This window comes from Rhodospirillaceae bacterium (assembly GCA_016712715.1).
GTDB lineage: Bacteria > Pseudomonadota > Alphaproteobacteria > Dongiales > Dongiaceae > Dongia.
Genome location: JADJQM010000001.1, coordinates 932,960 through 955,193, shown reverse-complemented (window position 1 = coordinate 955,193; position 22,234 = coordinate 932,960). Strand labels below are relative to the sequence as shown.

Here is a 22,234-nt window from a genome sequence, read left to right as displayed (position 1 = left end):
AAGGGTCAAAATCGTTGGAAACCGGCAGATCGGGGTGTGAGGTCGATCATCTGGCCGTCTGGCTGCCCGCTGGGCTTGGCAGGCGGGCGAATTGTGCTAAAAGGCGTCAAAATCCTGCCATATTCGCGGTCTAGCGTCGCCCTAAGGATGGCGCCCGATCCCAATATCTGGTCAGGATTTGCCGATAGTCCACACTAGGTTTTGCGTTCAGGAACGGATCGATGGCTGGCCATTCCCAATTTAAGAACATCATGTACCGGAAGGGTGCGCAGGATGCGAAGCGCGCCAAGGTCTTCACCAAGATCATCCGGGAGTTGACCGTCTCGGCAAAGATGGGTTCGCCCGACCCGGCGACCAATCCACGCCTGCGTGCCGCCATCCTGGCCGCCCGCGATGCCAACATGCCCAAGGACACCATGGAACGCGCCATCAAGCGCGGCGCCGGGGGTGAGGACATGACGGCCTATGACGAGGTCCGCTACGAAGGCTACGGCCCGGGCGGCGTCGCCGTGATCGTCGAGGCCCTGACCGACAACCGGAACCGGACGGCGACCGAAGTCCGTACCGCCTTTGCCAAGGCGGGCGGCAATCTGGGTGAAACCAACTCGGTCAGCTTCATGTTCGAGCGCAAGGGCGTCATCCGCTATCCGGCCAAGGTGGCCAGTGCCGATGCCATGTTTGAAGCCGCACTCGATGCCGGCGCCGACAATGTCGAATCCGATGCCGAGACCCACGAGATCACCTGCGCCACGGAGGATTTTGCGACCGTGCGCGACGCGCTCGAGGCCAAGTTCAAGGACGCCAAGGAAGCGCGCCTGCAATGGCGTCCGGTCACCACGGCCCCGGTTGATGGCGATGTCGCCGAATCCCTGTTCAAGCTGATCGACACGCTGGAGGACAATGACGACGTCCAGACCGTCAGCGCCAATTTCGAAGTGTCGGAAGAAACCCTGGCCAAGCTGACGGCCTGATAGGCAACGTAAGGACTGCTTGCCGCATGCGAATTCTCGGACTGGATCCCGGTCTGCAGCATACCGGCTGGGGCGTCATCGACGCCGTCGGCTCGCGGCTTTCATTCGTGGCCGCGGGCGTCGTGAATACGCTTGCCAAATCACCACTGTCGGAGCGCCTCGTCGAAATCCATGACGGCTTGCGCGCGGTGATCGACCTGCATCAGCCGGACGAGGCGGCGGTCGAGGAGACCTTCGTCAACAAGAACCCGAGTTCGACCCTGAAGCTGGGGCTGGCGCGCGGTGTCGTGCTGCTGACGCCGGCACTCTACAAGCTGCGCGTCGCTGAGTACCCGGCCAATCTCGTGAAAAAATCTGTTGTGGGCGCTGGGCACGCCGACAAGACGCAGGTGCAGATGATGGTCGGCGTCCTCCTCCCTGCCGCCCGAGATGAAAAAAGCGCTGATGCCGCCGACGCCCTGGCTGTCGCGATCTGCCACGCCCATCACATGGGGACGCTGGGCAAATGGGGCGCCCAGGATTTCCGTGAGGTTGCCCGTTGATCGGCAAGCTCACAGGCATCGTCGACAGCGTTGCGTCCGACGCCGCCATTATTGACGTCGGTGGCGTAGGTTATGTGGTCCATGCCAGCGGCAAGACGTTGGGTCGCCTGGGCGCGCGGGGCTCCGCTGTCAGCTTGTTGATCGACACCCATGTGCGGGAAGATGCGATCTCGCTGTTCGGCTTTGCTGAGACGGTTGAGCGCGACTGGTTCCGGGCGCTGCTCAATGTGCAGGGCGTCGGCGCCAAGGTGGCGCTGAGCATTCTCTCGGTCCTGGCGCCAGATGAGCTGGCGCGCGCGGTCGCGGCACAGGACAAGGCGGCGGTCGCCCGTGCCAATGGCGTGGGCCCCAAGCTGGCGCAGCGCGTCGTCTCCGAAATGAAGGACAAGGCCGGCGGCATCAATCTGGGTGCTGCGCTGACTGCCGGCAGCGCAGGTGACGCGGTGCCCGTGAATGGCGCCGATGGGCCGATGAACGACGCCGTCTCTGCCTTGGTCAATCTCGGCTATCGCCGCGCCGAAGCCTATGGCGCGGTTGCCAAGGTGATGCAGAAAGAGGGCGCCGCTGCACCGCTCAATGACCTGATCCTCAAGGGCCTCAAGGAGCTCAGCCAGTGAGCTCGATAGAGACGACGCGCATGGTGGCGCCGGATCAGGCGCCGGAAGATCATCCCGAGCAGAGCCTGCGACCGCTGGTCCTCACCGAGTTCATCGGCCAGCAGAAGCTGCGCGAGAATCTGGGCATATTTATCGAAGCCGCGAAGTCCCGTGGCGAGGCGCTGGATCATGCGCTGTTCTATGGACCGCCGGGTCTTGGCAAGACGACCCTCTCGCAGATCGTGGCGCGTGAATTGGGCGTCGGTTTCCGTGCCACTTCCGGTCCGGTGATCGCGCGGGCAGGGGACCTTGCTGCCTTGCTCACCAACCTGCAGCCGCGCGACGTGCTCTTCATCGACGAGATTCACCGGCTGAACCCCGCGGTCGAGGAAATTCTCTATCCGGCGATGGAGGATTTCCAGCTCGACCTCATCATCGGCGAGGGGCCGGCGGCACGCTCGATGCGGATCGACCTGCCGCCGTTCACGCTGGTCGGCGCGACCACCCGCGCCGGGCTGATCTCGACGCCGCTGCGCGAGCGCTTCGGCATTCCGCTGCGGCTTAACTTCTATACCCATGACGAGTTGGAGTTGATCGTTCGCCGCGGCGCCCGTGTGCTGGGTCTCGATCTGGCCGATAGCGGCGCCATGGAGATTGCGCGGCGCGCGCGTGGTACACCGCGCGTGGCCGGTCGCCTGCTGCGCCGCGTGCGGGATTTCGCCGTGGTGGCCAAGGTCGGCCGTGTCGATGCGAAGCTCGCCGATGCGGCACTGACCCGGCTGGAGGTCGACCAGATCGGCCTCGATGCGATGGATCGGCGCTATCTCACCTGCATCGCGGAGAATTACGACGGCGGGCCGGTGGGTGTTGAAACCATGGCGGCGGCGCTCTCCGAACAGCGCGACACGATCGAGGATGCGATTGAGCCCTATCTCATCCAGCAGGGCCTGCTGCAGCGGACACCGCGCGGCCGCATGCTGACCTTGAACGGGTTCAAGCATCTGGGGCTGACGCCGTCGAGCCATGCGGCGCAAGCGGATCTGCTGGGGCCGCCGATCGGGGAGGATGAACTGTGATGGCGAGACCCGTCGGTCACCCCCTCACCCCAACCCCTCTCCCGCGAGGGGAGAGGGGCTTTTGGCAAGCTATGGCAGGTTCATGCCACACCTCGATGGAAACTCCCTCTCCCCTCGCGGGAGAGGGTTGGGGTGAGGGGGCGTTTCGATGACTCTCACCGCCTTGAACGCCAACGCATCGGCGACGCAACACCACCACTCCATCCGGGTCTACTACGAAGACACGGATGCCGGCGGGATCGTCTATTACGCCAACTATCTGAAATTTGCCGAGCGCGCGCGGACCGAGATGCTGCGGGAAGCGGGATTCCATCACACGGTGATGATGGAAGGCGACGGCATCATGCTGGCTGTGCGCCGTGTTTCGGCCGAATATTTCCGGCCGGCGAAGCTCGATGATGCGCTGGACGTTTCCACCAGCGTCACGGGTCTGGGCGCCGCCACTGTCGATCTCGATCAATCAATCCGGCGCGAGGCCCAGGAACTGTGCCGCGTGCACGTGACCATTGCCTGCGTGGGGCGCGACGGTCGGCCTGTCCGGTTGCCGGCCGATCTGCGCGCAGCGCTGTCCCCCATCATTCCATCCTGAAGAAGAAGTGAAGAAGAGCCATGGATCCGCAACAACCAGCACCATCCGCTACCCCGGTCGCACCGGTCACGGGCAATGCCCTCGAGGGTGTCGATGCAACCTTGCAAGGTGCCGCAGGACTGCCCAGCGCCGTCACCCATGACCTCTCGGTCTGGTCGCTATTCCTGCAGGCCGACTGGATCGTCAAGGGTGTCATGATTTTCCTGCTCATGGCATCGATCTGGAGCTGGGCGATCATTTTCGACAAGATCATCCGTATCCGCCGTCTCCGGGAACAGGCCCGCCAGTTCGAGGAAGCCTTCTGGTCCGGTGGCTCGCTTGAGGAACTCTATGACCGCATCTCGAACCGCCCGGCGGATCCGATGTCGTCGATCTTCGTCGCCGCCATGCGCGAATGGCGCCGGTCGGCCGCCAAGGGATTGCTGGCCTCCGAACATCTCCGCGAGAATCTGCAGGACCGCATCGAGCGGGTCATGAACATCACGCTTGGCCGCGAGATGGATCAGATCGAACGCTATATGGGCTACCTCGCCTCGGTGGGTTCCGCGGGTCCATTCATTGGCCTCTTCGGCACGGTCTGGGGCATCATGAACAGCTTTGCCGCCATCGCGGGATCGAAAAACACGACGCTCGCTGTCGTGGCGCCCGGTATCGCCGAGGCCTTGTTTGCGACAGCGCTGGGCCTGGTTGCTGCTATCCCTGCGGTGCTCGCCTATAACAAGCTCTCCAGCGACATCAACCGCTATGGCAACCGGCTCGAAGCCTTTGCCGGCGAGTTCGGTGCCATCCTCTCGCGCCAGCTCGAGGAGAAGCACTAATGGCCGTCAAGCTCGGCGGTGGCGGCCACCCGTCGCGCGGGCATTCGCGCCGCCGGAAGTTCGCGCCGATGGCCGACATCAACGTGACGCCGATGGTCGACGTCATGCTGGTGCTGCTCATCATCTTCATGGTGACGGCGCCATTGCTCACCGTGGGTGTCGAAGTGGAATTGCCCAAGACCAGCGCCGAGGCGATGTCGAACCCGGAAGAACCGATCGTGGTGACCGTTCGCAGTGACAACGCCGTATTCCTGCAGGAAACGCAGATCGGGATCGAGGAGGTGGGGCCGCGTCTGAAGGCCATCACCATGAACAAGCCGGACACGATCATTTACGTTCGTGGCGATGCGGCGGCAAATTGGGACGGCATTGCCCAAGTTTTGGCGGAATTGCAGGCTAATGGTTTTAGCAAGGTCGGCATCGTGACCGACACCAAAGCCAGCACTGAGCCGGAAAAGAAGAAGTCGAATTAGCGTTATGAATTTTCTGACCGAGAAACTTGGCTTCGAACCTGAGCTCAACCAAGGCCTGATCGCCTCGGTGGTCTTTCATATCACGCTGTTCTTGTTCGCCTGGTTCGGCGTGCCGCATTTGTTTCAGGATGACTTCATCGAGCAGCCGATGGGACTGAAAGGTGCGCTGATCTCCGATATCACGGCGGCACCCAAAGTCGACAAAGCATCAAACAAACTGACCGAAAAGCCGAAGAAGACTCAGAAGGTCGAGCCACCCAAGAAGGAAGCCAAACCGGCTGCTGCGAAGGAGAATCCGAAACCCGCCGCCGCACCGCCGCCGCCTGCGCCGGAGGAAGTGGCGGTCGCCATGCCGGACAAGGATAAGCCCATCGAGAAGAAGCCCGAGGAAAAAAAGCCGGAAGAGAAGAAGGTCGAGGAAAAGCCCAAGAAGAAGCCGGAAGAAAAGAAGAAGAAACCGACCAAAAAGGATACCAACGAACTCGACAGTCTGCTTGCCAGCGTCTTGCAGGATCAGGCTGCGGAACCTACCCCGGAGAAGCCGGAGAAGAAGGCCGCACCCGCACCGGACGAACCGAGCGAGGGCCCCCAAACCCCGGAACTGTCGGCGGTCGCGCTGAGCGCTTCCGACGCCGACAATATCGGCCAGCAGATTGGCTCGAATTGGGCAGTGGACGTTGGCGCGTTGCCGGACCCCACGCAATACATCGCCATGGTGCGGGTCAAGTTCGACGGGCAGGGCACGGTTCTGTCGGTCGATTATCTGGAAAAGGGGCGCATGAGTGATCCCAAATACCGCATGGTGGCCGAATCCTGCCGGCGGGCCTTTTTCATTACGCAACGTGTCCAGTTCCCCCCTGGGAAGGAGCAACCGGTCATTACTTTTGGCTGTGACCCGCAATATGCGAACTGATTCGAGCTGCGGATGGTGCAGGGCAGAACCAAAGTCGCCCTCGCGTGTTTGTCAGATGCACCAGAAGGAAAACCGGGTTAGTAATGAAATATTGAGTGCATTTGCAGACACAGAATGAGATTTGATATCACAGAATTGACCTAGTCCCGAGGTAAAGAGGCTGGTGTCTTTACACGAGAGATCATGAGGCAGAATCGATGATGCAAGGTTTGAGGCATGTTGTCCGCAGTGCAGCAATCGCGCTCGCTGTGCTGGTTGCGCCCGTTTCCGCCATGGCGGAACCCACGATCATCATCAGCCCCGGCAAAGCGCCAGAGCCGATGCCGATCGCGGTGCCTGATTTTTATGGCGCATCGCCCAACGATGGGCAGGTAGCGCGGGACATGGCTGCTGTCATCGCCGCCGACCTTGAACGCTCAGGCCTTTTCGCGCCGATCGACAAGAAGGCATTCATTCAGGATTCTGCTTCGTTGCAGCAGGCGCCGCGCTTCCAGGATTGGCGCCTGATCAACGCCCAAGCTCTGGTGGCCGGCAATGTGACGTCGCAAGCCAATGGCCAGATCTCGGTCCAGTTCCGTCTGTGGGACGTGTTCGGCGAACAGCAGATGTCTGGCTTCCAGTACAACTCCGCCACCAATAACTGGCGCCGCGTCGCACACAAGATTGCCGACGAAGTCTATAAGCGGATCACGGGCGAAGAAGGCTATTTCGATACGCGTATCGTCTATGTTTCGGAAACCGGGCCCAAATCGAACCGCGTCAAGCGCCTCGCCATCATGGACCAGGACGGCGAGAACCATAAGATCTCACCAAAGGCGATGTGTTGGTGCTGACGCCGCGCTTCTCGCCGGCGGCGCAGGACATCACCTACATGTCCTATTACGGCAACAAGCCGCGCGTCTATCTCTTCAACATCGACAGCGGCCAGCAGGAAGTGCTGGGCGATTTCCCCGGCATGACCTTCGCGCCGCGCTTTTCGCCGGATGGCTCCAAGGTCATCATGAGCATGGCGCAATCGGGCAACACGGATATCTATGTCATGGACATCCGCACCCGCCGCACCCAGCGCATCACCAACACGCCGGGTATCGATACGGCGCCGAGCTATTCGCCCGATGGCGGCCAGATCACCTTCGAGAGCGATCGTGGCGGGTCACAGCAGATCTATGTGATGGGTGCTGACGGCTCCGGCCCGCGCCGGGTCAGCAAGGGGCAGGGGCGCTACGGTACCCCGGTCTGGTCTCCGCGAGGTGATCTTATTGCGTTTACCCGCATGTTCCAGGGCAGCTTTTACGTAGGTGTCATGCGCCCGGATGGGTCGGGCGAGCGGATGCTGTCCCAGGGCTGGCTGGTGGAAGGTCCGACCTGGGCGCCCAATGGTCGTGTCCTGGCCTTTTTCAAGCAGGAGCCCAATGGCAAGACCCAGCTCCACAGCATCGACCTGACCGGCTATAACGAGCGTGTCATGAAAACACCACTGGACGGCTCGGATCCTGCATGGTCGCCCTTGCTTGGGAATCAATAATGATCTATGTTCCGCCTCGATTCTAGGGTCAAATCGACCCCGGAATACCTTGATTCAGCGCGGAAATTAAGGCTACGGCAGTTCGACGATCCACAGTCGGGGGTTGGACGGGGGAAATGCACGGGCCAAGAACGGACAAAAGAGGAAACTAAAAATGCGTCTTTCGATCTTGTCGGCCCTGGCTGCGGCCGCTCTCCTGGCAGCCTGTTCGTCGGACGTGCCGGTGAACGATGCTGGCGGCGCCGGTGCAGGCACCACGGCTTCGACTGCTGACAGCTCCGGCATTGCCGGCGCTGCGGTCCCGGGTTCGCCCGAGGACTTCAACCAGAACGTCGGTAACACCGTTTACTTCGATCTCGACAGCTACAGCCTGAGCTCAGACGCTCAGAGCCAGTTGCAGCGTCAGGCTGCCTGGCTGCAGCAGTACCCGGCTCGTACCCTGACGGTCGAAGGCCATGCCGACGAGCGCGGCACCCGTGAGTACAACCTCGCCCTCGGCGAGCGTCGTGCGAACTCGGTTGCCAACTACCTCGTCGCTCTCGGCGTCGACAAGGCGCGCCTCAGCACCATCTCCTACGGCAAAGAGCGTCCGCTCTGCACCGAGAGCGATGAGTCCTGCTGGTCGCAGAACCGTCGTGGCGTCAGCGCCATCAACCCGTAACTCGGCTTACTAGCCAGTAACGGGGCGTCATATTCGCCGGCCTGGAGAAATCCAGGCCGGCGTTTTTGTTTTTGGGAATGGTGTTTTCCCCGACTTCGTGCGAATTCCGCCGCAATCCCGCCCCACTTGCCGCCGAGTTTACCTCTGTTGATGTTTTTCAACCTAAAGAGGGGACTCTCAATGCTACGAAACAGTGTCGGCAACTGGCGCTTCATGATGGCGGCCGCGGCGATGATGGGTTTGGCTGCGTGCGGAAATGACGCCGGCAAGGTGCAAACCACCACCGACCCCGTCCAGGCAAACCCAGCGCCAGTCGTCGAAAATTCGCCCCAGGGCGTGCTCCCAGGCAGCGATCTGGAGTTCAGCCAGGTTGTGGGAGATACGGTCCTGTTTGCGACCGATGCCTATGATCTGGCCTCCGAGGCCCAGTCGACGCTGCAGAGGCAGGCCGCTTGGCTTCTGCAATACCCGGCACGGACGGCCGTCATCCAGGGTCATGCGGATGAGCGTGGCACGCGGGAATACAATCTGGCCCTGGGTGAGCGTCGCGCCAACTCCGTGCGGGCCTACCTGGTTGCGCTGGGCGTCGACGCAATGCGCCTCCAGACCGTCTCATTCGGCAAGGAACAGCCCCTCTGCGGTGAAGCCAGCGAAGCCTGCTGGCAGGGGAACCGCCGCGCCACCACCGCGTTAAATCCCTGACCGACGGATCGGTCCTCGGGCAAAGGGTCGGCAATGCCTGGGCAAGCGATTGCCCAGGCTTGCTTTTCACCGAGTCCCTTTGGCATTGTCAGCTCGCAATTTTGTGACCGAGCTGGCCCGGCTGCGCCTTAATTCCGCCCGGATCGGTGTCGACCATGGACAATGCCGAGAACCGGGAACGAGAGCGATGAGGATGAACCGCGTGACATTTGCCCAAGGTATCAAATTTGCCGCCTTCGCCGGCCTGCTGGCCCTTGCGCCGGTTGCTGCGGCCCAGGCGGACGAGGTCGACGATCTGCGCGCCGAGCTGCAACAGTTAAAGCAGCAGGTAACGTTCCTCGAAAATCAGATGCCCAAGGGCGGCGCGGCGGTGGCCGGTGGCGGTACGCTGGCGGCGCAGACCGAAGTCCGCTTCCAGCAATATGACCAGCAGATGAGCCAGATGACTGGCCAGATCGAGCAGTTGGAACTCAAGATCAACGATATCGCCGACAAGTTCGAGCGGATGCAGAAGGACACGGAGTTCCGCCTCTCAGAGTTGGAGCGCAACAGCGCCGGGGGTGCCGCGACGTCGCCCATGGCGGCGGCTGACGGCACCATGCCGGTCGAAAGTGCAACCGCGGCGCCGGCGGCACCGGTCGACCCAGGCGCACCCCCGCAGCCGACCCAGCCCGGGGTCCTGGGGACCCTGTCCACTGACCAGATGCAGAATCTGCCCCAGGCGCCCGCTGGCGCCGCCGAACAAGCTGCGGCAGGCGCCGCCGCCTCAGTCGTGCTGCCCGGCGATACGCCGCAACAGCAATATGACTATGCAACCGGTCTCGTTCAGCGCGGTGCTTATGCTGAAGCGGAACTCGCGCTCAAATCCTTCGTCGTCGAACATCCGAAGGACCCGCTGGCAGGCAACGCGCAATACTGGCTCGGCGAGACCTATTACGTGCGCAGCGATTTCAAGAATGCGGCGGTTGCCTTTGCCGAGGGCTATCAGAAATATCCCAAGAGCTCCAAGGCGGCCGACAATCTGCTGAAACTCGGCATGTCTCTGGGGCAGACCGGACGCAACCCGGATGCCTGCACCGCTTTCCGGCAGCTCGATAAGCAGTTTCCTGACGCGTCGCAGGCGATCCGGGATCGGGCCGCGCCTGCGAAGCAACGCTACAAGTGCAACTAGGCAGCCCGGCCTTAGGGGATTCAGCGCTTGGGGATAGTTCAGAACCAGCACCACCGGACCTGACGACTGCCCAAATGGGCGCGTTGATGGCGGCCTGTGGCCCGTTCGAAGCAAAGCCACATGTGGCGGTTGGCGTGTCGGGCGGGTCCGACAGTATGGCGCTGATGCTGTTGTTGGCCGATTGGGTGCGCGGGCAGGGTGGCAAGTTGACGGCCCTTACTGTCGACCATGGCCTGCGGCCGGAGGCGGCAAACGAAGCCCGGACAGTTGCTGGATGGGCTGCAAAAGCCGGAATCGATCATCGCACCCTGGCCTGGACCGGGATCAAGCCGGGCACCGCAGTCCAGGCGGCAGCGCGCGAGGCGCGCTATGAGCTGATGGGGGCCTGGTGCCGAGAAAACGAGGTCCTGCACCTGGCGACGGCGCATCAGCAGGATGACCAGCGCGAGACGGTCGCCATGCGCCGGGCGCGCGGCGGTCCCGACCAATTCGGTTCAGCCGGTATCAGCTCGGTCAGCACCCGCCGCGGTGTTCGCTTGCTGCGGCCGCTGCTGCCGGTAACCGGTGCGACGTTGAAATCCTATCTCCAGTCGCGCCACCAGTGCTGGCTCGAAGATCCCAGCAATCGTCACGAGCACTATGAGAGAATTCGCTGGCGAAGAGGCATTGAAGGGCCATTGCCGACCAATGGCGAAATCCTCGCCTGGGGGGAAGCCCGCCGCGAAGCAGAGCGAGAGGTGGCCGGCCTCCTCGCCAGATCCGTCTCGGTTCACGCCGCCGGGTTTGCCTTGATCGACGTCGCGGCCTGGGCGGGCAGCAATCCCGCTATCCTTCACCGAGCCCTGGGGCAGGTCGTGGCGACGATCGCCGGCAGAGATTATTTGCCCGCGCGAGCCCCCCTCGACCGTGCCGTCCAGAAGCTACTTGCTGGGCAATGTGGTCTCAGTCTGGGAGGGACGCTGATCTCCATTTGGCGGGGGCAGGGGTTGATCTGCCGGGAAGCGGCAGCCGTCACTGACAGCATGGCCATCGTAGGACCTCAGCAGTTTATCTGGGACCGGCGCTTCCTGATGACGATATCCGGCGACCGGCCGGCAGGTCGGATTGAAGTCCTGGGCGAAAGAGGGGTAGCCGAGATCGGCCAAACGGGCCATTTCCGCGCAAACCCTATGGATATTCCAGCGCTCGTTCGACCCTCGCTGGCGGCAATCTGGGCTGCGACAGGTCGTCTCAGTGCCGTTCCCCATCTCGGTTTCGATCCGTATGGGGAAGGATTGCGTGCGCAATTCCGCTTTCGGCCACATTATTCAGTGACATCAAGCGGCTTTACAGTTGCGTATGGGTGGCCGCACACTATCTAAGTACGGATGAAGCGTCGGATTTTTACCAACTGATGGCAGTGTTCGGCAGGTACCCGGCCAGCCTCAGTCCCCAAAACCGACCTTGAGACCTAACGAGGGATAAAGATTGTGAATTGGGGTAAAAACCTGATGATCTGGGTGGCGATCGGCTTGTTGCTGGTTGTCCTTTTTCAAATGTTCGGCGACGCCACGTCACGTACGCAGCAATCCCAGCTCGCTTATTCGGATTTCCTCGACAAGGTAAACGAAGGCGAGATCGCCGACGTGACCATCCGCGGCCCCGAAGTGTCCGGCCACACCAATGACAGGCAGGCTTTCTCGACCTATGCCCCGGAAGATCCGAAGCTGGTCGAGATGTTGGCGGCCAAGGGTGTTAAGATAACCGCCGCCCCGCAGGACGACGGCACCAGCCCCTTGATGCAGATTTTGATCAGCTGGGCACCCCTCATCATCATTGTCGGTATCTGGGTTTTCTTCATGCGCCAGATGCAGGGACAGGGCGGCAAGGCGATGGGCTTCGGCAAATCGCGCGCCAAGCTGCTCACCGAGCGCACAGGTCGCGTGACTTTCGAAGACGTCGCCGGCATCGAGGAAGCCAAGTCGGAGCTGGAGGAGATTGTCGAATTTCTGAAGGACCCGCAAAAGTTCCAGCGCCTCGGCGGCAAGATTCCCAAAGGCTGCTTGCTGGTCGGCCCTCCGGGTACCGGTAAGACGCTGCTCGCCCGCGCCATCGCCGGCGAGGCCAATGTGCCGTTCTTCACGATCTCGGGTTCCGATTTCGTCGAAATGTTCGTCGGCGTCGGCGCATCCCGAGTCCGTGACATGTTCGAGCAGGGGAAGAAAAATGCTCCCTGCATCATCTTCATCGACGAGATCGACGCGGTCGGTCGTCATCGTGGCGCTGGTCTTGGCGGCGGCAATGACGAGCGCGAGCAGACCTTGAACCAGATGCTGGTCGAGATGGATGGCTTCGATGCCAATGAAGGCGTCATCATCATCGCCGCGACCAACCGTCCTGACGTGCTCGACCCTGCCTTGCTGCGTCCGGGTCGCTTCGACAGGCAGATCACCGTGCCGAACCCCGACATCAATGGCCGCGACCAGATATTGAAAGTGCATATGCGCAAGGTGCCGTTGGGTCCCGATGTGGACTCACGCGTCATCGCACGCGGCACTCCTGGTTTCTCGGGTGCGGATCTTGCCAACCTGGTCAATGAAGCGGCCTTGATGGCGGCCCGTTTCGGCAAGCGTGTCGTGACCATGGCCGATTTCGAACACGCGAAAGACCGTGTGATGATGGGCAGCGAACGCCGTTCGATGGTCATGTCGCCGGAGGGGAAGCTGGCGACCGCCTATCACGAAGCCGGCCACGCGATCATCAATCTGGAAGTGCCGGAGGCAGATCCGCTGCACAAGGTGACGATCATTCCGCGCGGTCGTGCGTTGGGCCTCACCATGTCGCTGCCGGAAAAGGACCGTTACAGCATTTCGAAAACTTGGATGGAAAGCCGTATTGCCATCTGCTTTGGCGGTCGAATTGCCGAGCAGCTGATCTATGGCGAAGAGCATCTCAATACGGGAGCCTCGAACGATATCCTGCAGGCCACCGAAATGGCCCGCCGCATGGTCACCGAGTTCGGCATGAGCGAGAAGTTGGGGCCGTTGCGGTACTCTGATGGTGAGCAGGAAGTGTTCCTGGGCTACTCGATGGGGCAGCAGCGCAAGAGCATGTCTGGCGAGACCATGAAGATGATCGACCAGGAAGTTCGTCGTATCGTCGAAACAGGTGAGAAGAAGGCGCGTGAGCTGCTGACGCGCTATCTCGATGGCCTGCACACGGTAGCCAAGGCGCTGGTCGAATTCGAGACACTGACCGGTGATGAAGTCCGCGCCTTGTTGAATGGCGAGACCATCCGCCAGGATACCGGGCATGGTGGCAGTGCAGCTGCCGCAGTGAAGCCGCGTTCGTCGATCCCGACCAGCGGTGGGGCGGTAAGCCGTCGGAAGCCCCGCTTGACCAGCGGGGCTTCTGTTATCTGGGGGAAAGTATGACCGGGCCTTATCTGATCCCGACGGGCTTGATGACCGGGAAGGCGGCCGCACGCGCCATGGGGGCAGGGCATGGATTGCCCCTCGCGGGTGGGTCGATTGCCTTTTCGGGCGTAGAACTGGCGGATCGCGGGGCGGACGGCTCGGGTGTCCGGCGGCCGGTGCTTTTGCCCAAGGTCCCGGCAACTCTGCTGGCACCCTTTACGGCGCCGCGAAAGAGTTGGGCCGGCTTCGACCTCAAGCGTCCGCTGCTCATGGGCATTGTGAATGTCACCCCCGACAGTTTTTCGGATGGCGGTGATTTTTCAGACACCGAGGCAGCGATCGAGCGTGGCGTCGCCCTTACCAGGGCAGGGGCCGACATTCTCGATATCGGTGGCGAATCGACCCGTCCAGGGTCGGCACCGGTTTCGGTGGACGAGGAGATGCGGCGCGTCATCCCGGTGATCCGGGCGCTGGCGGAGAAGGGGCTGTGTGTTTCGGTCGATACGCGCCATGCCGCGGTCATGACAGAGGCCGTGACTGCCGGCGCCCGTATCATCAATGATGTGACAGCTCTGACCGGCGATGTGGACAGTGAACGGGTGGCAGCCCGATCGGGTGCTGCAATCGTTCTCATGCATATGCTGGGTGAGCCTCAAACCATGCAGGCCAACCCTGTCTACGCGGATGCCACCCTGGACCTCATCGACTATTTCGCTGCCCGCTTGTCGCGGCTTGGCGAACTGGGTGTCGACCGCGCCAGAATCTCGCTGGATCCAGGTATCGGCTTCGGCAAAAAGACCCGCACAACCTGCTGATCCTGAATGAACTGGCAGCGTTCCACGGCTTTGGCTGCCCGATTACGCTGGGCGTCTCCAGGAAGAGCTTCATCGGCCGGCTCTCGCGGGGCGAGGCGCCAAAGGACCGATTGGCCGGGTCGGTCACCATTGCCGCCCTGGGTCTGGCGCAGGGGGTGCAGATCGTCCGAGTTCATGATGTGCCCGAAACCTTCCAGGCCAGAGCCATGCTGGCTGCCCTTGAGATCGTTTGATATGAAGGCTGCAAGCAGTAAAGTGAAAGTACCGCAGAGATTCTCGAGGCTGGCCAGATCATGACCCGTAAACTATTCGGCACAGATGGGGTGCGCGGCCTGGCCAATGCCGAGCCGATCATCGCCATGACCGCCTTGCGCCTGTCATTGGCCGCTGGAGCGCATTTCACGCGTGGCGGCCATCGGCACAGAGTCATCATCGGCAAGGACACGCGGCTTTCCGGCTACATGCTGGAAACAGCGCTGACCTCCGGTTTCCTCTCAATGGGAATGGACGTCATGCTGCTGGGGCCGCTGCCGACCCCGGCCGTGGCCATGCTGACCCGTTCGATGCGGGCCGATCTCGGTGTCATGATCTCCGCGTCGCACAATCCTTATGAAGACAATGGCATCAAACTGTTCGGGCCGGATGGTTACAAACTGTCCGACGATATCGAGGCGGAAATCGAAAGCCGGATGTTTGGAGCCGGCTTTGACGCATCGGTAGGGCTGGCGCCGTCAGCACAATTGGGCCGCGCCAAACGCATCGATGATGCGCAGGGTCGCTACATCGAATTTGTGAAGTCGAGCTTCCCCAAGGGGCTCAGCCTGGAAGGCATGCGTGTCGTGGTCGATTGCGCCAATGGTGCCGCCTACAAGGTCGCGCCGACAGTGCTGTGGGAGTTGGGTGCCGACGTGGTGGCGATTGCCAACGAGCCGAACGGCACCAATATCAACGCAGCCTGCGGGGCGGTGCATACCGAACGCCTCTGCGGTCAGGTAAGGGCTAGCGGCGCGCATCTCGGCATTGCTTTGGATGGTGACGCCGACCGGGTAATCGTGGTTGACGAAACAGGTACGGTCATCGATGGCGACCAGTTGATGGGCCTGATTGCTGAAAGCTGGCAGAGCGCGGGGCGCCTGGCTGGGGATGGCATTGCGGCGACGGTCATGTCCAATCTCGGCCTTGAGCGCCATTTGGCAAGGCTTGACCTCAAACTGCATCGGACCTCGGTGGGCGATCGCTATGTCGTGGAGGCGATGCGTCGACTTGGCCTCAACATCGGCGGCGAGCAATCCGGCCATATCATTCTCAGCGACTTTGCCACCACCGGTGACGGCCTGATGGCCGCCCTGCAGGTGTTGGCGGTTCTGATCAAGGCGGATCGGCCGGCCAGCGAAGCTGGCCGCGTCTTTGCGCCGTTACCGCAACTCCTCAAGAATGTGCGCTACCAGCAGGGTGCGAACCCACCACTGGAACAGGCACGGGTGAAGGACGCCATTGCGGCCGGCGAGGCGGCGCTCAACGGCTGTGGCCGACTGCTCATCCGGAAATCCGGCACCGAGACTCTCATCCGCGTGATGGCGGAGGGTGAGGACAGGAAGCTGGTTGCCCGCGTCGTCGACGATATTGTCGAAGCCGTCGAAGCCGCGACCAGGTAATCAAGATCACGAAACAATCGCCACGTAGAGGAAAAGAGATGGCCAACCGTTTGCTGCACACGATGATCCTCGTCATGGATATGGACAAGTCGATCGACTTCTACACGCGTCATCTCGGCATGAAGCTGCTGCGCCGCAAGGACTATCCATCGGGCGAATTCACCTTGGCCTTTGTCGGCTATGGTGACGAGGGCGATCACGCGGTGATCGAGCTCACGCATAATTGGGGTCGCAAGGAACCCTATGAAATCGGCACCGCTTTTGGCCATCTTGCGATCGGCGTGGAGGATATCTACGGCACCTGCGACAAGCTCGCCAAGGAAGGCGTCAAAATTCCGCGCCCAGCCGGTCCGATGGCGCATGGTGGCTCGGTGATCGCCTTCGTGGAAGATCCCGATGGATACAAGATCGAGTTGGTCCAGAAGTAACCTGGCCTAAATGAAAAGAAGGGCGGCACTTTGTGGTGCCGCCCTTTTATCTTGGCCCAAGCAGCTTTATTTCCGCTGCTTCATCGGCACATAGGGTCGCTCGCCATAGCCGGTATAAAGCTGGCGCGGGCGGCCGATGCGCTGGGTGGGATCTTCGATCATCTCTTTCCATTGCGCGACCCAGCCCACGGTCCGCGCAACGGCAAACAGCACGGTGAACATCGAGGTCGGGAAGCCGATGGCTTGGAGAATGATGCCCGAATAGAAATCGACGTTCGGATAGAGCTTGTGCGAGATGAAGTAATCGTCCGAAAGGGCGATTTTTTCCAACTCCATGGCGAGTTGCAGCAACGGATCGTTGCGCTTGCCCAGGGCATCCAGCACCTCGTGGCAGGATTTCCGCATCACCGATGCGCGCGGATCATAGTTCTTGTAGACGCGATGGCCGAAGCCCATGAGGCGTGTGTTGTCCTGCTTCGACTTAACCTTCCCGATATAGTCCTTGATGTTGTCCTTGTGGCCGATCTCGGCCAGCATTTTCAAGACGGCCTCATTGGCACCGCCATGGGCCGGACCCCAAAGGCAGGCAATCCCGGCCGCAATGCAGGCGAACGGATTGGCGCCCGAGGACCCCGCCATGCGCACCGTCGAGGTCGAGGCATTCTGCTCGTGATCGGCATGGAGGATGAAGATCTTGTCCATGGCTTTCGCCACGACCGGGTCGATCTTGTATTCCTCGGCCGGCACCGCGAACGTCATGCGCAGGAAGTTCTCGGCGTAGGACAGGTTGTTCTGCGGGTAAACGAAGGGTTGGCCCACCGAGTATTTATAGGCCATGGCGGCGATGGTCGGCACCTTGGCGATCAGTCGGTGCGAGGCGATCATGCGCTGGCGCGGGTCATGGATATCCGTACTGTCGTGATAGAAGGCGGACAGGGCGCCGACGACGCCGACCATGACCGCCATCGGATGCGCATCGCGGCGGAAGCCTGAAAAGAAGCGGGCGATCTGCTCATGCAGCATCGTGTGATAGGTAATATTCTTCTCGAACTCGACCTTCTGCTTGGCGGTCGGCAATTCGCCTTCCAGCAGCAGATAGCAGACTTCCATGAAGTCGCTGTTTTCCGCGAGGTCCTCGATCTTGTAGCCGCGATGGGTGAGGACGCCGACGTCGCCATCGATATAGGTGATGGCAGACTGCGTGGATCCCGTCGACCCGTAGCCGGGGTCATAAGTGAACAGGCCCTGTTCACCATAGAGCTTCCGGATGTCGACAACGTCCGGACCGACCGTGCCCTTGAGGATCGGTAGTTCGAAATTCTTGCCGTTGCGGCTGTCTTTGACGGCAACCGATGCATAGGCCTTCGGCGCCGACGGTTTGATTCCGCTGTCGACTGTCTTTGAGCGCGGCTTGGCCGATTTGGCCGCGACCTTGGCGACCGTCTTTGCCTTTGCTGCGATGTTTTTCTTCTTGCTCGTCTTGCCAGCCATATCGCTTCCCTTCGTCGAATCCGGGGCCGTTCGACGCGGGCGCGCGAACGGGAAACCGCAGGTGTTGCTGCAGATGCTAATGCCAATAAGGTTAACGGATGGTGACGCTTCTGTCATCTGGCGTAAAATCACTATTCTACCGCCCAGTTGGCACCAGCCTCCCCATTGATCCGTAACGGAAAACCCACACACCTGGGGGGAAGCGGGGGGCTTTTCAATTTGGTCGAAAGCCGCAAGACTTGAACCATGTTGCGGATTGAAAACCTGGTTTTCGACTATCCGGGCCATCGTGCCTTGGACAACGTGTCGCTTGAGCTTGGCGTTGGCTCGATCACGGCTCTCGTCGGGCCTAACGGCGCCGGGAAGTCGACCTTGATGCGGATCTGCGCCGCTCTCGATCAGCCTTTCTCCGGCTCTGTCTTTCTCGATGATCTTGATGTTCACGAAGATCCGCGCGGCGCGCATCGGCGCATGGGGTTTCTGCCGGATTTCTTCGGGCTCTATGATGAACTCACGGTGTCGCAATGCCTGTCGTATCGCGCCGCCTCGCAAGGTGTGCCTGCCGCGCGACGCAAAGCCGTCGTCGACTCGGCCGCCGAACGCCTCGAGATCGCTGATCGGCTGGAGCAGAAAGCTGGTTCCCTGTCGCGCGGCTTGCGTCAGCGGCTGGCTATTGCCCAAGCGGTTCTGCACGAGCCGCGCTTTCTGATGCTCGACGAGCCGGCCGCCGGTCTTGATCCATCGGCGCGCATTGGGCTGTCCGGGGTTTTGCGTGCCTTGGCGCGGGACGGGATGACCATCCTGGTGTCGTCTCATATCCTGGCGGAACTGGAAGACTACTCGACCCATATCCTCATGCTGAAGCAGGGACGGGTGGTGGACCACGCACCGCTGACGACGATGGGGGCAGTCACGGGTCGGCGCATCGAAATCCGCCTGGATTTTGCCCGCGTGGTGCCTGACCTGCGTTTGCGCCTGATTGCCGTCGCGGGCGTTGAAGTGGTGAGTTGCGGGATTGACGAGGCCATTGTGATGTCGGATCCCAATCCCGCCGAACGCGCGACAATGCTGGCAGCGGTTCTCGCTGCCGGGTTGCCATTGGCATCATTCTCGCCCGAGCGGCGCAGCCTGCAGGACATCTACCTGGCACGCATGAAGGCCGTGGCAGAGCGACCGCCCTTGCGACTGGTTGGTCCGCAATGAGCCTGGATCTGAACCCTGAGTTCCAGCGAAACCTGTGGCTGCATCTCGGCTGGCAGCGGATGATGGCTGCTTTCATTGTCGGCGTGACGATCGCCTATGCCATCTTCCTGGTCAGCGACTACGACAAGGTTTCCTATGCCGCAAATCTCATTTCAACCATGGTGCTCGGCATGTGGGGGCCACGCCGGGCGGCAGATTCGCTGGCTGAAGAGGTCGCCGGTGGGACCTGGGAATCCCAACGCATGTCCGGCCTTTCCGCCTGGTCGATGACCTGGGGCAAGCTTGTCGGTGGTTGCAGCTTCGTCTGGTATTGCGGGCTTCTTGCCTTGGCGATCTACATCTTCGCCGGCATCAAGCTTGGCTTTCCGGCGGGACGTGCCGGGAATTTCTGGCTTGGCATCTATCTTGTCCTGGTCGGTGCCTGCCTCGCCCACGCTGTCGCCTTGGCCGTTGCCCTGGTGCGCTTGCGCAAGACGGTGCAGTACCGCCGCCTGACCATCACCCTGGCGCAGACCTGCGGCCTCGTTGTCTATCTCGCCGTAAGCGGCGTTGGAACGGCGCCGGTGCTGGACGAAAGCAGCTTTTCTCCAGGTTCCGGTTATGTCTTTGACAGCGCTTATTCCTGGCCGTTGATCCGGGCAGCTTGGAACCCTCTTCGTGATCTGGGCCATTGCCGCCGTGTTCCGCCTGATGCGGAGCGAATTGCAGTATCGAGCCTGGCCGTGGTTGTGGAGCCTCTTTCTGGTGTTTTGTGCCGTCCTCGCCGCCGCCATCGCGCCTTGGCCGGGGGGCGGTGCAGTAGGGGCCTCATTGCCGGTTCTTGTCACGATGATAGCCTTGACTTATCTCGCTGCCCTCGCTGATCGTCGCGATCCAATCCGATATCGCTCGGGCCTGTTGGCCCTGCGCCGGGGGGACCTGGGCCGGGCAGTGGCTGAATTGCCCTGGTGGCTGATCAGTTATGTGGCGGTGCTCCTGGCAGCAGCTTTCTGCTTTGCCGCGCTGGCAACAATGGGAACGGGTGATTGGCCCAGCAGTCTGTCGGAGCTTCTGCTGCGCCTGCAATTGCTCTCATTCGACCACCTCACCGAGACGATTGTGCTGGTGCTGCTGTTTATGACGCGCGATCTGATCGTGCTGCTCTGGCTCAGCTTCGGCAGCTGGCGCAACCGCTCGGACATAACCTGGCTGGTCTATCTGGCTCTGATTTATTGGCCCATCGGCATCATTCTGATCTTTGCCGGTTATGTCGACTTTATCACCCTGGTGCTGCCTGTCGCGGGCGAGAACGTGGTGTGGAGTTTCGGCCCGATCATCATTCAGGTCACCGTTCTGGGCGTCATGCTGCAACAGCGTTGGCGGCAGGCCACGCGCGGTGGTGTATTGGCATAGTCCGCGTCCCACATATCGGCCATGGACACTCAGACTTTATCCCTGTCATACTAGCGTCAAATAAGAAGTCGCTCATGGGTGAGGCTGGTTGTGTCGCGGGTGATGGCGCGTCCATATTTGTTGCTCTCTCCGGCAATTCTCTCGCTGGCGCTGCTGATGGTGGCGCCGGTGGTGTTTGTGCTGATCTATTCCTTCTGGCTGCGGACGGCCGAGGGGTTGGATGTGCCGGCCTTCCAGTTTGGCAATTGGGTCAATTTCTTCACCGACGGCTTCTATTGGCGGGCCCTGGCGAGCACCTTCAAGACGGCCCTAATCACGACGGTAATCTGCATTCTCCTTGGCTATCCCACGGCCTATTTCCTGGCGCGCGCCCAGATCAGGAACCGCGGCTTGCTTCTGTTCCTGATGTTCCTGCCGTTCTGGGTGTCCTACATCATCCGCACGATGTCCTGGATCAACGTTCTGGGGAAGAACGGCTTCGTCAACGCGGTGCTGGTGGGATCGGGTCTGATCGATGAGCCGATGAAGCTCCTCTACAACGATTTCTCGGTGATCATGGGGCTGGTCTATTTCATGCTCCCTTACATGATCATCAACGTCTATGTCAGCCTCGACGGGATCGACCGCAATCTTGAATCAGCGGCGCGCGTACTGGGTTGCACGCCTTGGCAGAGCTTCAGGGAAGTGACGCTGCCGTTGTCGCTACCCGGCCTTGGTGCTGGCTCACTCCTTTGCTTTGTCCTCGCCGCAGGGTCCTATGTGACGCCGCGCCTGCTGGGCGGCACGGACACCCTGTTCTTTCCGGATCTCATCTACGAAGCCATCATCTCACAGCTTGATTGGCCATTCGGCGCGGTCCTTTCCATCGTCATGCTCCTGGCATTGGGCCTGGTAATTGCCGTCTACAACAGGTTCATGAACTTGTCGGACGTCTATCGGAGTTTCGCGCGATGAGCGCCGCCGCTCCTCGCGCGAATTCTCGCCCGCCGCGGGAGGGGGCCTTTGGCTGGGCTTTGCTGAGGTTGTGCTCGATCGCTGTCTACATCTTTATGTTCGCCCCAATCGTCGTTGTGATCTTGCTCGCGTTCAATTCGTCGCGTAGCGGTGCTTTTCCGATGGAGGGGTTCAGCTTGCAATGGTTTGGCAAACTCTTTGCCAATGATTCCATAGTCGAGGCCTTCAAGACCTCACTCATTCTTGCCGCGACGTCTTCGGCCTTGGCCACCGTTATAGGCGTTATGGCTGCGCTGGCGCTGGTGCGCTATGACTTCCGCGGCAAGGAAGGTATCCAGACATTCCTCTCGCTGCCCTTGCTGATGCCGGAAGTGGTGATGGGCGTCGCATTGCTGATGTTCCTCAAGTTCCTCAGCATGCCACGCAGCTTTGCCGTCCTGCTGCTCGGCCATACCGTGCTGTCGCTGCCCTATGTCGTGTTGCTGGTGCAGGCGCGACTTGTCGGGCTGCGGTCGAGTTATGAGGAGGCCGCCTGGACCTTGGGCGCCAACCGTATCCAGACGTTCTTCGAGGTGACCCTGCCGTTGATATCGCCGGCCATCGTCGGCGGCTTCCTCTTTGCGGCAACCTTGAGCTTTGACAACATTACCGCGACCCTGTTCTGGAAGAAGCCCGGAATCGAGACGGTGCCGACAAAGATCTTTGCCATGCTGCGCACCTCGGTCAGTCCCGAGATCAACGCACTGGGTGCCGTGATGATTGTCATTACCATCCTGCTGCCGCTGATCGGCGGCTACATGGTGCGCCGTTTTGCCAAAGCTAGGTGAGAGTTGTTCAACGAGGCATTTTTCTTAACCCTGGGAG

At 61.1% G+C, this 22,234-nt stretch carries 21 protein-coding genes and 2 pseudogenes; 22 read left to right on the top strand and 1 reads right to left on the bottom strand.

The window, feature by feature from the left end; translation table 11 throughout:
- The first annotated feature begins 221 nt into the window (after nucleotides 1–221).
- From IPK59_04825 to gloA, 17 genes and pseudogenes are all read left to right on the top strand, one after another.
- Nucleotides 222–971, top strand: coding sequence for a YebC/PmpR family DNA-binding transcriptional regulator (locus tag IPK59_04825; GenBank protein MBK8158120.1), 750 nt, complete (start codon nucleotides 222–224; stop codon nucleotides 969–971).
- A gap of 26 nt (nucleotides 972–997) precedes the next feature.
- Nucleotides 998–1,513: a crossover junction endodeoxyribonuclease RuvC gene (gene ruvC, locus IPK59_04820; protein MBK8158119.1), complete on the top strand. Its 516-nt coding sequence runs from the start codon at nucleotides 998–1,000 to the stop codon at nucleotides 1,511–1,513.
- On the top strand, nucleotides 1,510–2,130 hold the full coding sequence (gene ruvA / locus IPK59_04815; protein MBK8158118.1) for a Holliday junction branch migration protein RuvA: 621 nt from the start codon (nucleotides 1,510–1,512) through the stop codon (nucleotides 2,128–2,130). The genes ruvC and ruvA overlap by 4 nt, the downstream gene beginning before the upstream one ends.
- Before the next feature lie 20 nt (nucleotides 2,131–2,150).
- A complete protein-coding gene (ruvB, locus tag IPK59_04810) occupies nucleotides 2,151–3,185 on the top strand; it encodes a Holliday junction branch migration DNA helicase RuvB (GenBank protein ID MBK8158117.1) in 1,035 nt (344 codons plus the stop codon).
- A 148-nt stretch (nucleotides 3,186–3,333) separates the two neighbouring features.
- Nucleotides 3,334–3,774, top strand: coding sequence for a tol-pal system-associated acyl-CoA thioesterase (gene ybgC, locus IPK59_04805; GenBank protein MBK8158116.1), 441 nt, complete (start codon nucleotides 3,334–3,336; stop codon nucleotides 3,772–3,774).
- Between the two features lie 20 nt (nucleotides 3,775–3,794).
- On the top strand, nucleotides 3,795–4,592 hold the full coding sequence (gene tolQ / locus IPK59_04800; protein MBK8158115.1) for a protein TolQ: 798 nt from the start codon (nucleotides 3,795–3,797) through the stop codon (nucleotides 4,590–4,592).
- Complete coding sequence (locus IPK59_04795; protein MBK8158114.1) at nucleotides 4,592–5,065, top strand: biopolymer transporter ExbD; 474 nt, start codon at nucleotides 4,592–4,594, stop codon at nucleotides 5,063–5,065. Before tolQ ends, IPK59_04795 begins: the two co-directional genes overlap by 1 nt.
- Before the next feature lie 4 nt (nucleotides 5,066–5,069).
- Nucleotides 5,070–5,978 (top strand): hypothetical protein, encoded by a 909-nt coding sequence (locus IPK59_04790; GenBank protein ID MBK8158113.1) that lies wholly within the window; start codon nucleotides 5,070–5,072, stop codon nucleotides 5,976–5,978.
- Nucleotides 5,979–6,175: 197 nt separating this feature from the next.
- Nucleotides 6,176–7,503, top strand: a pseudogene (gene tolB / locus IPK59_04785) (Tol-Pal system protein TolB).
- Between the two features lie 154 nt (nucleotides 7,504–7,657).
- On the top strand, nucleotides 7,658–8,164 hold the full coding sequence (gene pal, locus IPK59_04780) for a peptidoglycan-associated lipoprotein Pal (GenBank protein MBK8158112.1): 507 nt from the start codon (nucleotides 7,658–7,660) through the stop codon (nucleotides 8,162–8,164).
- A gap of 213 nt (nucleotides 8,165–8,377) precedes the next feature.
- Nucleotides 8,378–8,866, top strand: coding sequence for a peptidoglycan-associated lipoprotein Pal (pal, locus tag IPK59_04775; GenBank protein ID MBK8158111.1), 489 nt, complete (start codon nucleotides 8,378–8,380; stop codon nucleotides 8,864–8,866).
- Between the two features lie 193 nt (nucleotides 8,867–9,059).
- Nucleotides 9,060–10,037: a tol-pal system protein YbgF gene (gene ybgF / locus IPK59_04770; protein ID MBK8158110.1), complete on the top strand. Its 978-nt coding sequence runs from the start codon at nucleotides 9,060–9,062 to the stop codon at nucleotides 10,035–10,037.
- A gap of 86 nt (nucleotides 10,038–10,123) precedes the next feature.
- The gene (tilS, locus tag IPK59_04765; GenBank protein MBK8158109.1) at nucleotides 10,124–11,398 is read left to right on the top strand and encodes a tRNA lysidine(34) synthetase TilS; all 1,275 of its coding nucleotides are present in this window, start codon (nucleotides 10,124–10,126) and stop codon (nucleotides 11,396–11,398) included.
- A gap of 108 nt (nucleotides 11,399–11,506) precedes the next feature.
- A complete protein-coding gene (gene ftsH / locus IPK59_04760) occupies nucleotides 11,507–13,450 on the top strand; it encodes an ATP-dependent zinc metalloprotease FtsH (GenBank protein MBK8158108.1) in 1,944 nt (647 codons plus the stop codon).
- Nucleotides 13,447–14,480: pseudogene (folP, locus tag IPK59_04755) on the top strand (dihydropteroate synthase). Before ftsH ends, folP begins: the two are co-directional and overlap by 4 nt.
- A 60-nt stretch (nucleotides 14,481–14,540) precedes the next feature.
- Nucleotides 14,541–15,902, top strand: coding sequence for a phosphoglucosamine mutase (locus tag IPK59_04750; protein ID MBK8158107.1), 1,362 nt, complete (start codon nucleotides 14,541–14,543; stop codon nucleotides 15,900–15,902).
- Between the two features lie 38 nt (nucleotides 15,903–15,940).
- On the top strand, nucleotides 15,941–16,330 hold the full coding sequence (gloA, locus tag IPK59_04745) for a lactoylglutathione lyase (GenBank protein ID MBK8158106.1): 390 nt from the start codon (nucleotides 15,941–15,943) through the stop codon (nucleotides 16,328–16,330).
- Nucleotides 16,331–16,396: 66 nt separating this feature from the next.
- Here the strand turns inward: gloA and gltA are convergent, their stop codons facing one another.
- On the bottom strand, nucleotides 16,397–17,821 hold the full coding sequence (gene gltA, locus IPK59_04740) for a citrate (Si)-synthase (protein MBK8158105.1): 1,425 nt from the start codon (nucleotides 17,819–17,821) through the stop codon (nucleotides 16,397–16,399).
- A gap of 246 nt (nucleotides 17,822–18,067) precedes the next feature.
- On the opposite strand from gltA, the gene IPK59_04735 reads away from it, so the two are divergent.
- The 5 genes from IPK59_04735 (at nucleotide 18,068) to IPK59_04715 (ending at nucleotide 22,197) form a co-directional block, all read left to right on the top strand.
- Nucleotides 18,068–19,024 (top strand): ABC transporter ATP-binding protein, encoded by a 957-nt coding sequence (locus tag IPK59_04735; GenBank protein MBK8158104.1) that lies wholly within the window; start codon nucleotides 18,068–18,070, stop codon nucleotides 19,022–19,024.
- The gene (locus IPK59_04730; protein ID MBK8158103.1) at nucleotides 19,021–19,887 is read left to right on the top strand and encodes a hypothetical protein; all 867 of its coding nucleotides are present in this window, start codon (nucleotides 19,021–19,023) and stop codon (nucleotides 19,885–19,887) included. The genes IPK59_04735 and IPK59_04730 overlap by 4 nt, the downstream gene beginning before the upstream one ends.
- The gene (locus IPK59_04725; GenBank protein ID MBK8158102.1) at nucleotides 19,835–20,416 is read left to right on the top strand and encodes a hypothetical protein; all 582 of its coding nucleotides are present in this window, start codon (nucleotides 19,835–19,837) and stop codon (nucleotides 20,414–20,416) included. Before IPK59_04730 ends, IPK59_04725 begins: the two co-directional genes overlap by 53 nt.
- 102 nt (nucleotides 20,417–20,518) lie before the next feature.
- Nucleotides 20,519–21,370, top strand: coding sequence for an ABC transporter permease (locus IPK59_04720; protein ID MBK8158101.1), 852 nt, complete (start codon nucleotides 20,519–20,521; stop codon nucleotides 21,368–21,370).
- Complete coding sequence (locus tag IPK59_04715; GenBank protein ID MBK8158100.1) at nucleotides 21,367–22,197, top strand: ABC transporter permease; 831 nt, start codon at nucleotides 21,367–21,369, stop codon at nucleotides 22,195–22,197. The genes IPK59_04720 and IPK59_04715 overlap by 4 nt, the downstream gene beginning before the upstream one ends.
- Nucleotides 22,198–22,234 lie beyond the last annotated feature (37 nt).

Coding starts and splice junctions, on each gene's coding strand:
- pal (MBK8158112.1), top strand. CDS start 7,658: ATGCGTCTTTCGATCTTGTCGGCCCTGGCTGCGGCCGCTCTCCTGGCA.
- IPK59_04825 (MBK8158120.1), top strand. CDS start 222: ATGGCTGGCCATTCCCAATTTAAGAACATCATGTACCGGAAGGGTGCG.
- ruvC (MBK8158119.1), top strand. CDS start 998: ATGCGAATTCTCGGACTGGATCCCGGTCTGCAGCATACCGGCTGGGGC.
- gloA (MBK8158106.1), top strand. CDS start 15,941: ATGGCCAACCGTTTGCTGCACACGATGATCCTCGTCATGGATATGGAC.
- IPK59_04720 (MBK8158101.1), top strand. CDS start 20,519: ATGGCGCGTCCATATTTGTTGCTCTCTCCGGCAATTCTCTCGCTGGCG.
- pal (MBK8158111.1), top strand. CDS start 8,378: ATGATGGCGGCCGCGGCGATGATGGGTTTGGCTGCGTGCGGAAATGAC.
- tilS (MBK8158109.1), top strand. CDS start 10,124: ATGGCGGCCTGTGGCCCGTTCGAAGCAAAGCCACATGTGGCGGTTGGC.
- IPK59_04795 (MBK8158114.1), top strand. CDS start 4,592: ATGGCCGTCAAGCTCGGCGGTGGCGGCCACCCGTCGCGCGGGCATTCG.
- IPK59_04730 (MBK8158103.1), top strand. CDS start 19,021: ATGAGCCTGGATCTGAACCCTGAGTTCCAGCGAAACCTGTGGCTGCAT.
- ybgF (MBK8158110.1), top strand. CDS start 9,060: ATGAACCGCGTGACATTTGCCCAAGGTATCAAATTTGCCGCCTTCGCC.
- IPK59_04750 (MBK8158107.1), top strand. CDS start 14,541: ATGACCCGTAAACTATTCGGCACAGATGGGGTGCGCGGCCTGGCCAAT.
- IPK59_04790 (MBK8158113.1), top strand. CDS start 5,070: ATGAATTTTCTGACCGAGAAACTTGGCTTCGAACCTGAGCTCAACCAA.
- ruvB (MBK8158117.1), top strand. CDS start 2,151: ATGGTGGCGCCGGATCAGGCGCCGGAAGATCATCCCGAGCAGAGCCTG.
- ybgC (MBK8158116.1), top strand. CDS start 3,334: ATGACTCTCACCGCCTTGAACGCCAACGCATCGGCGACGCAACACCAC.
- IPK59_04735 (MBK8158104.1), top strand. CDS start 18,068: ATGTTGCGGATTGAAAACCTGGTTTTCGACTATCCGGGCCATCGTGCC.
- tolQ (MBK8158115.1), top strand. CDS start 3,795: ATGGATCCGCAACAACCAGCACCATCCGCTACCCCGGTCGCACCGGTC.
- gltA (MBK8158105.1), bottom strand. CDS start 17,821: ATGGCTGGCAAGACGAGCAAGAAGAAAAACATCGCAGCAAAGGCAAAG.
- IPK59_04715 (MBK8158100.1), top strand. CDS start 21,367: ATGAGCGCCGCCGCTCCTCGCGCGAATTCTCGCCCGCCGCGGGAGGGG.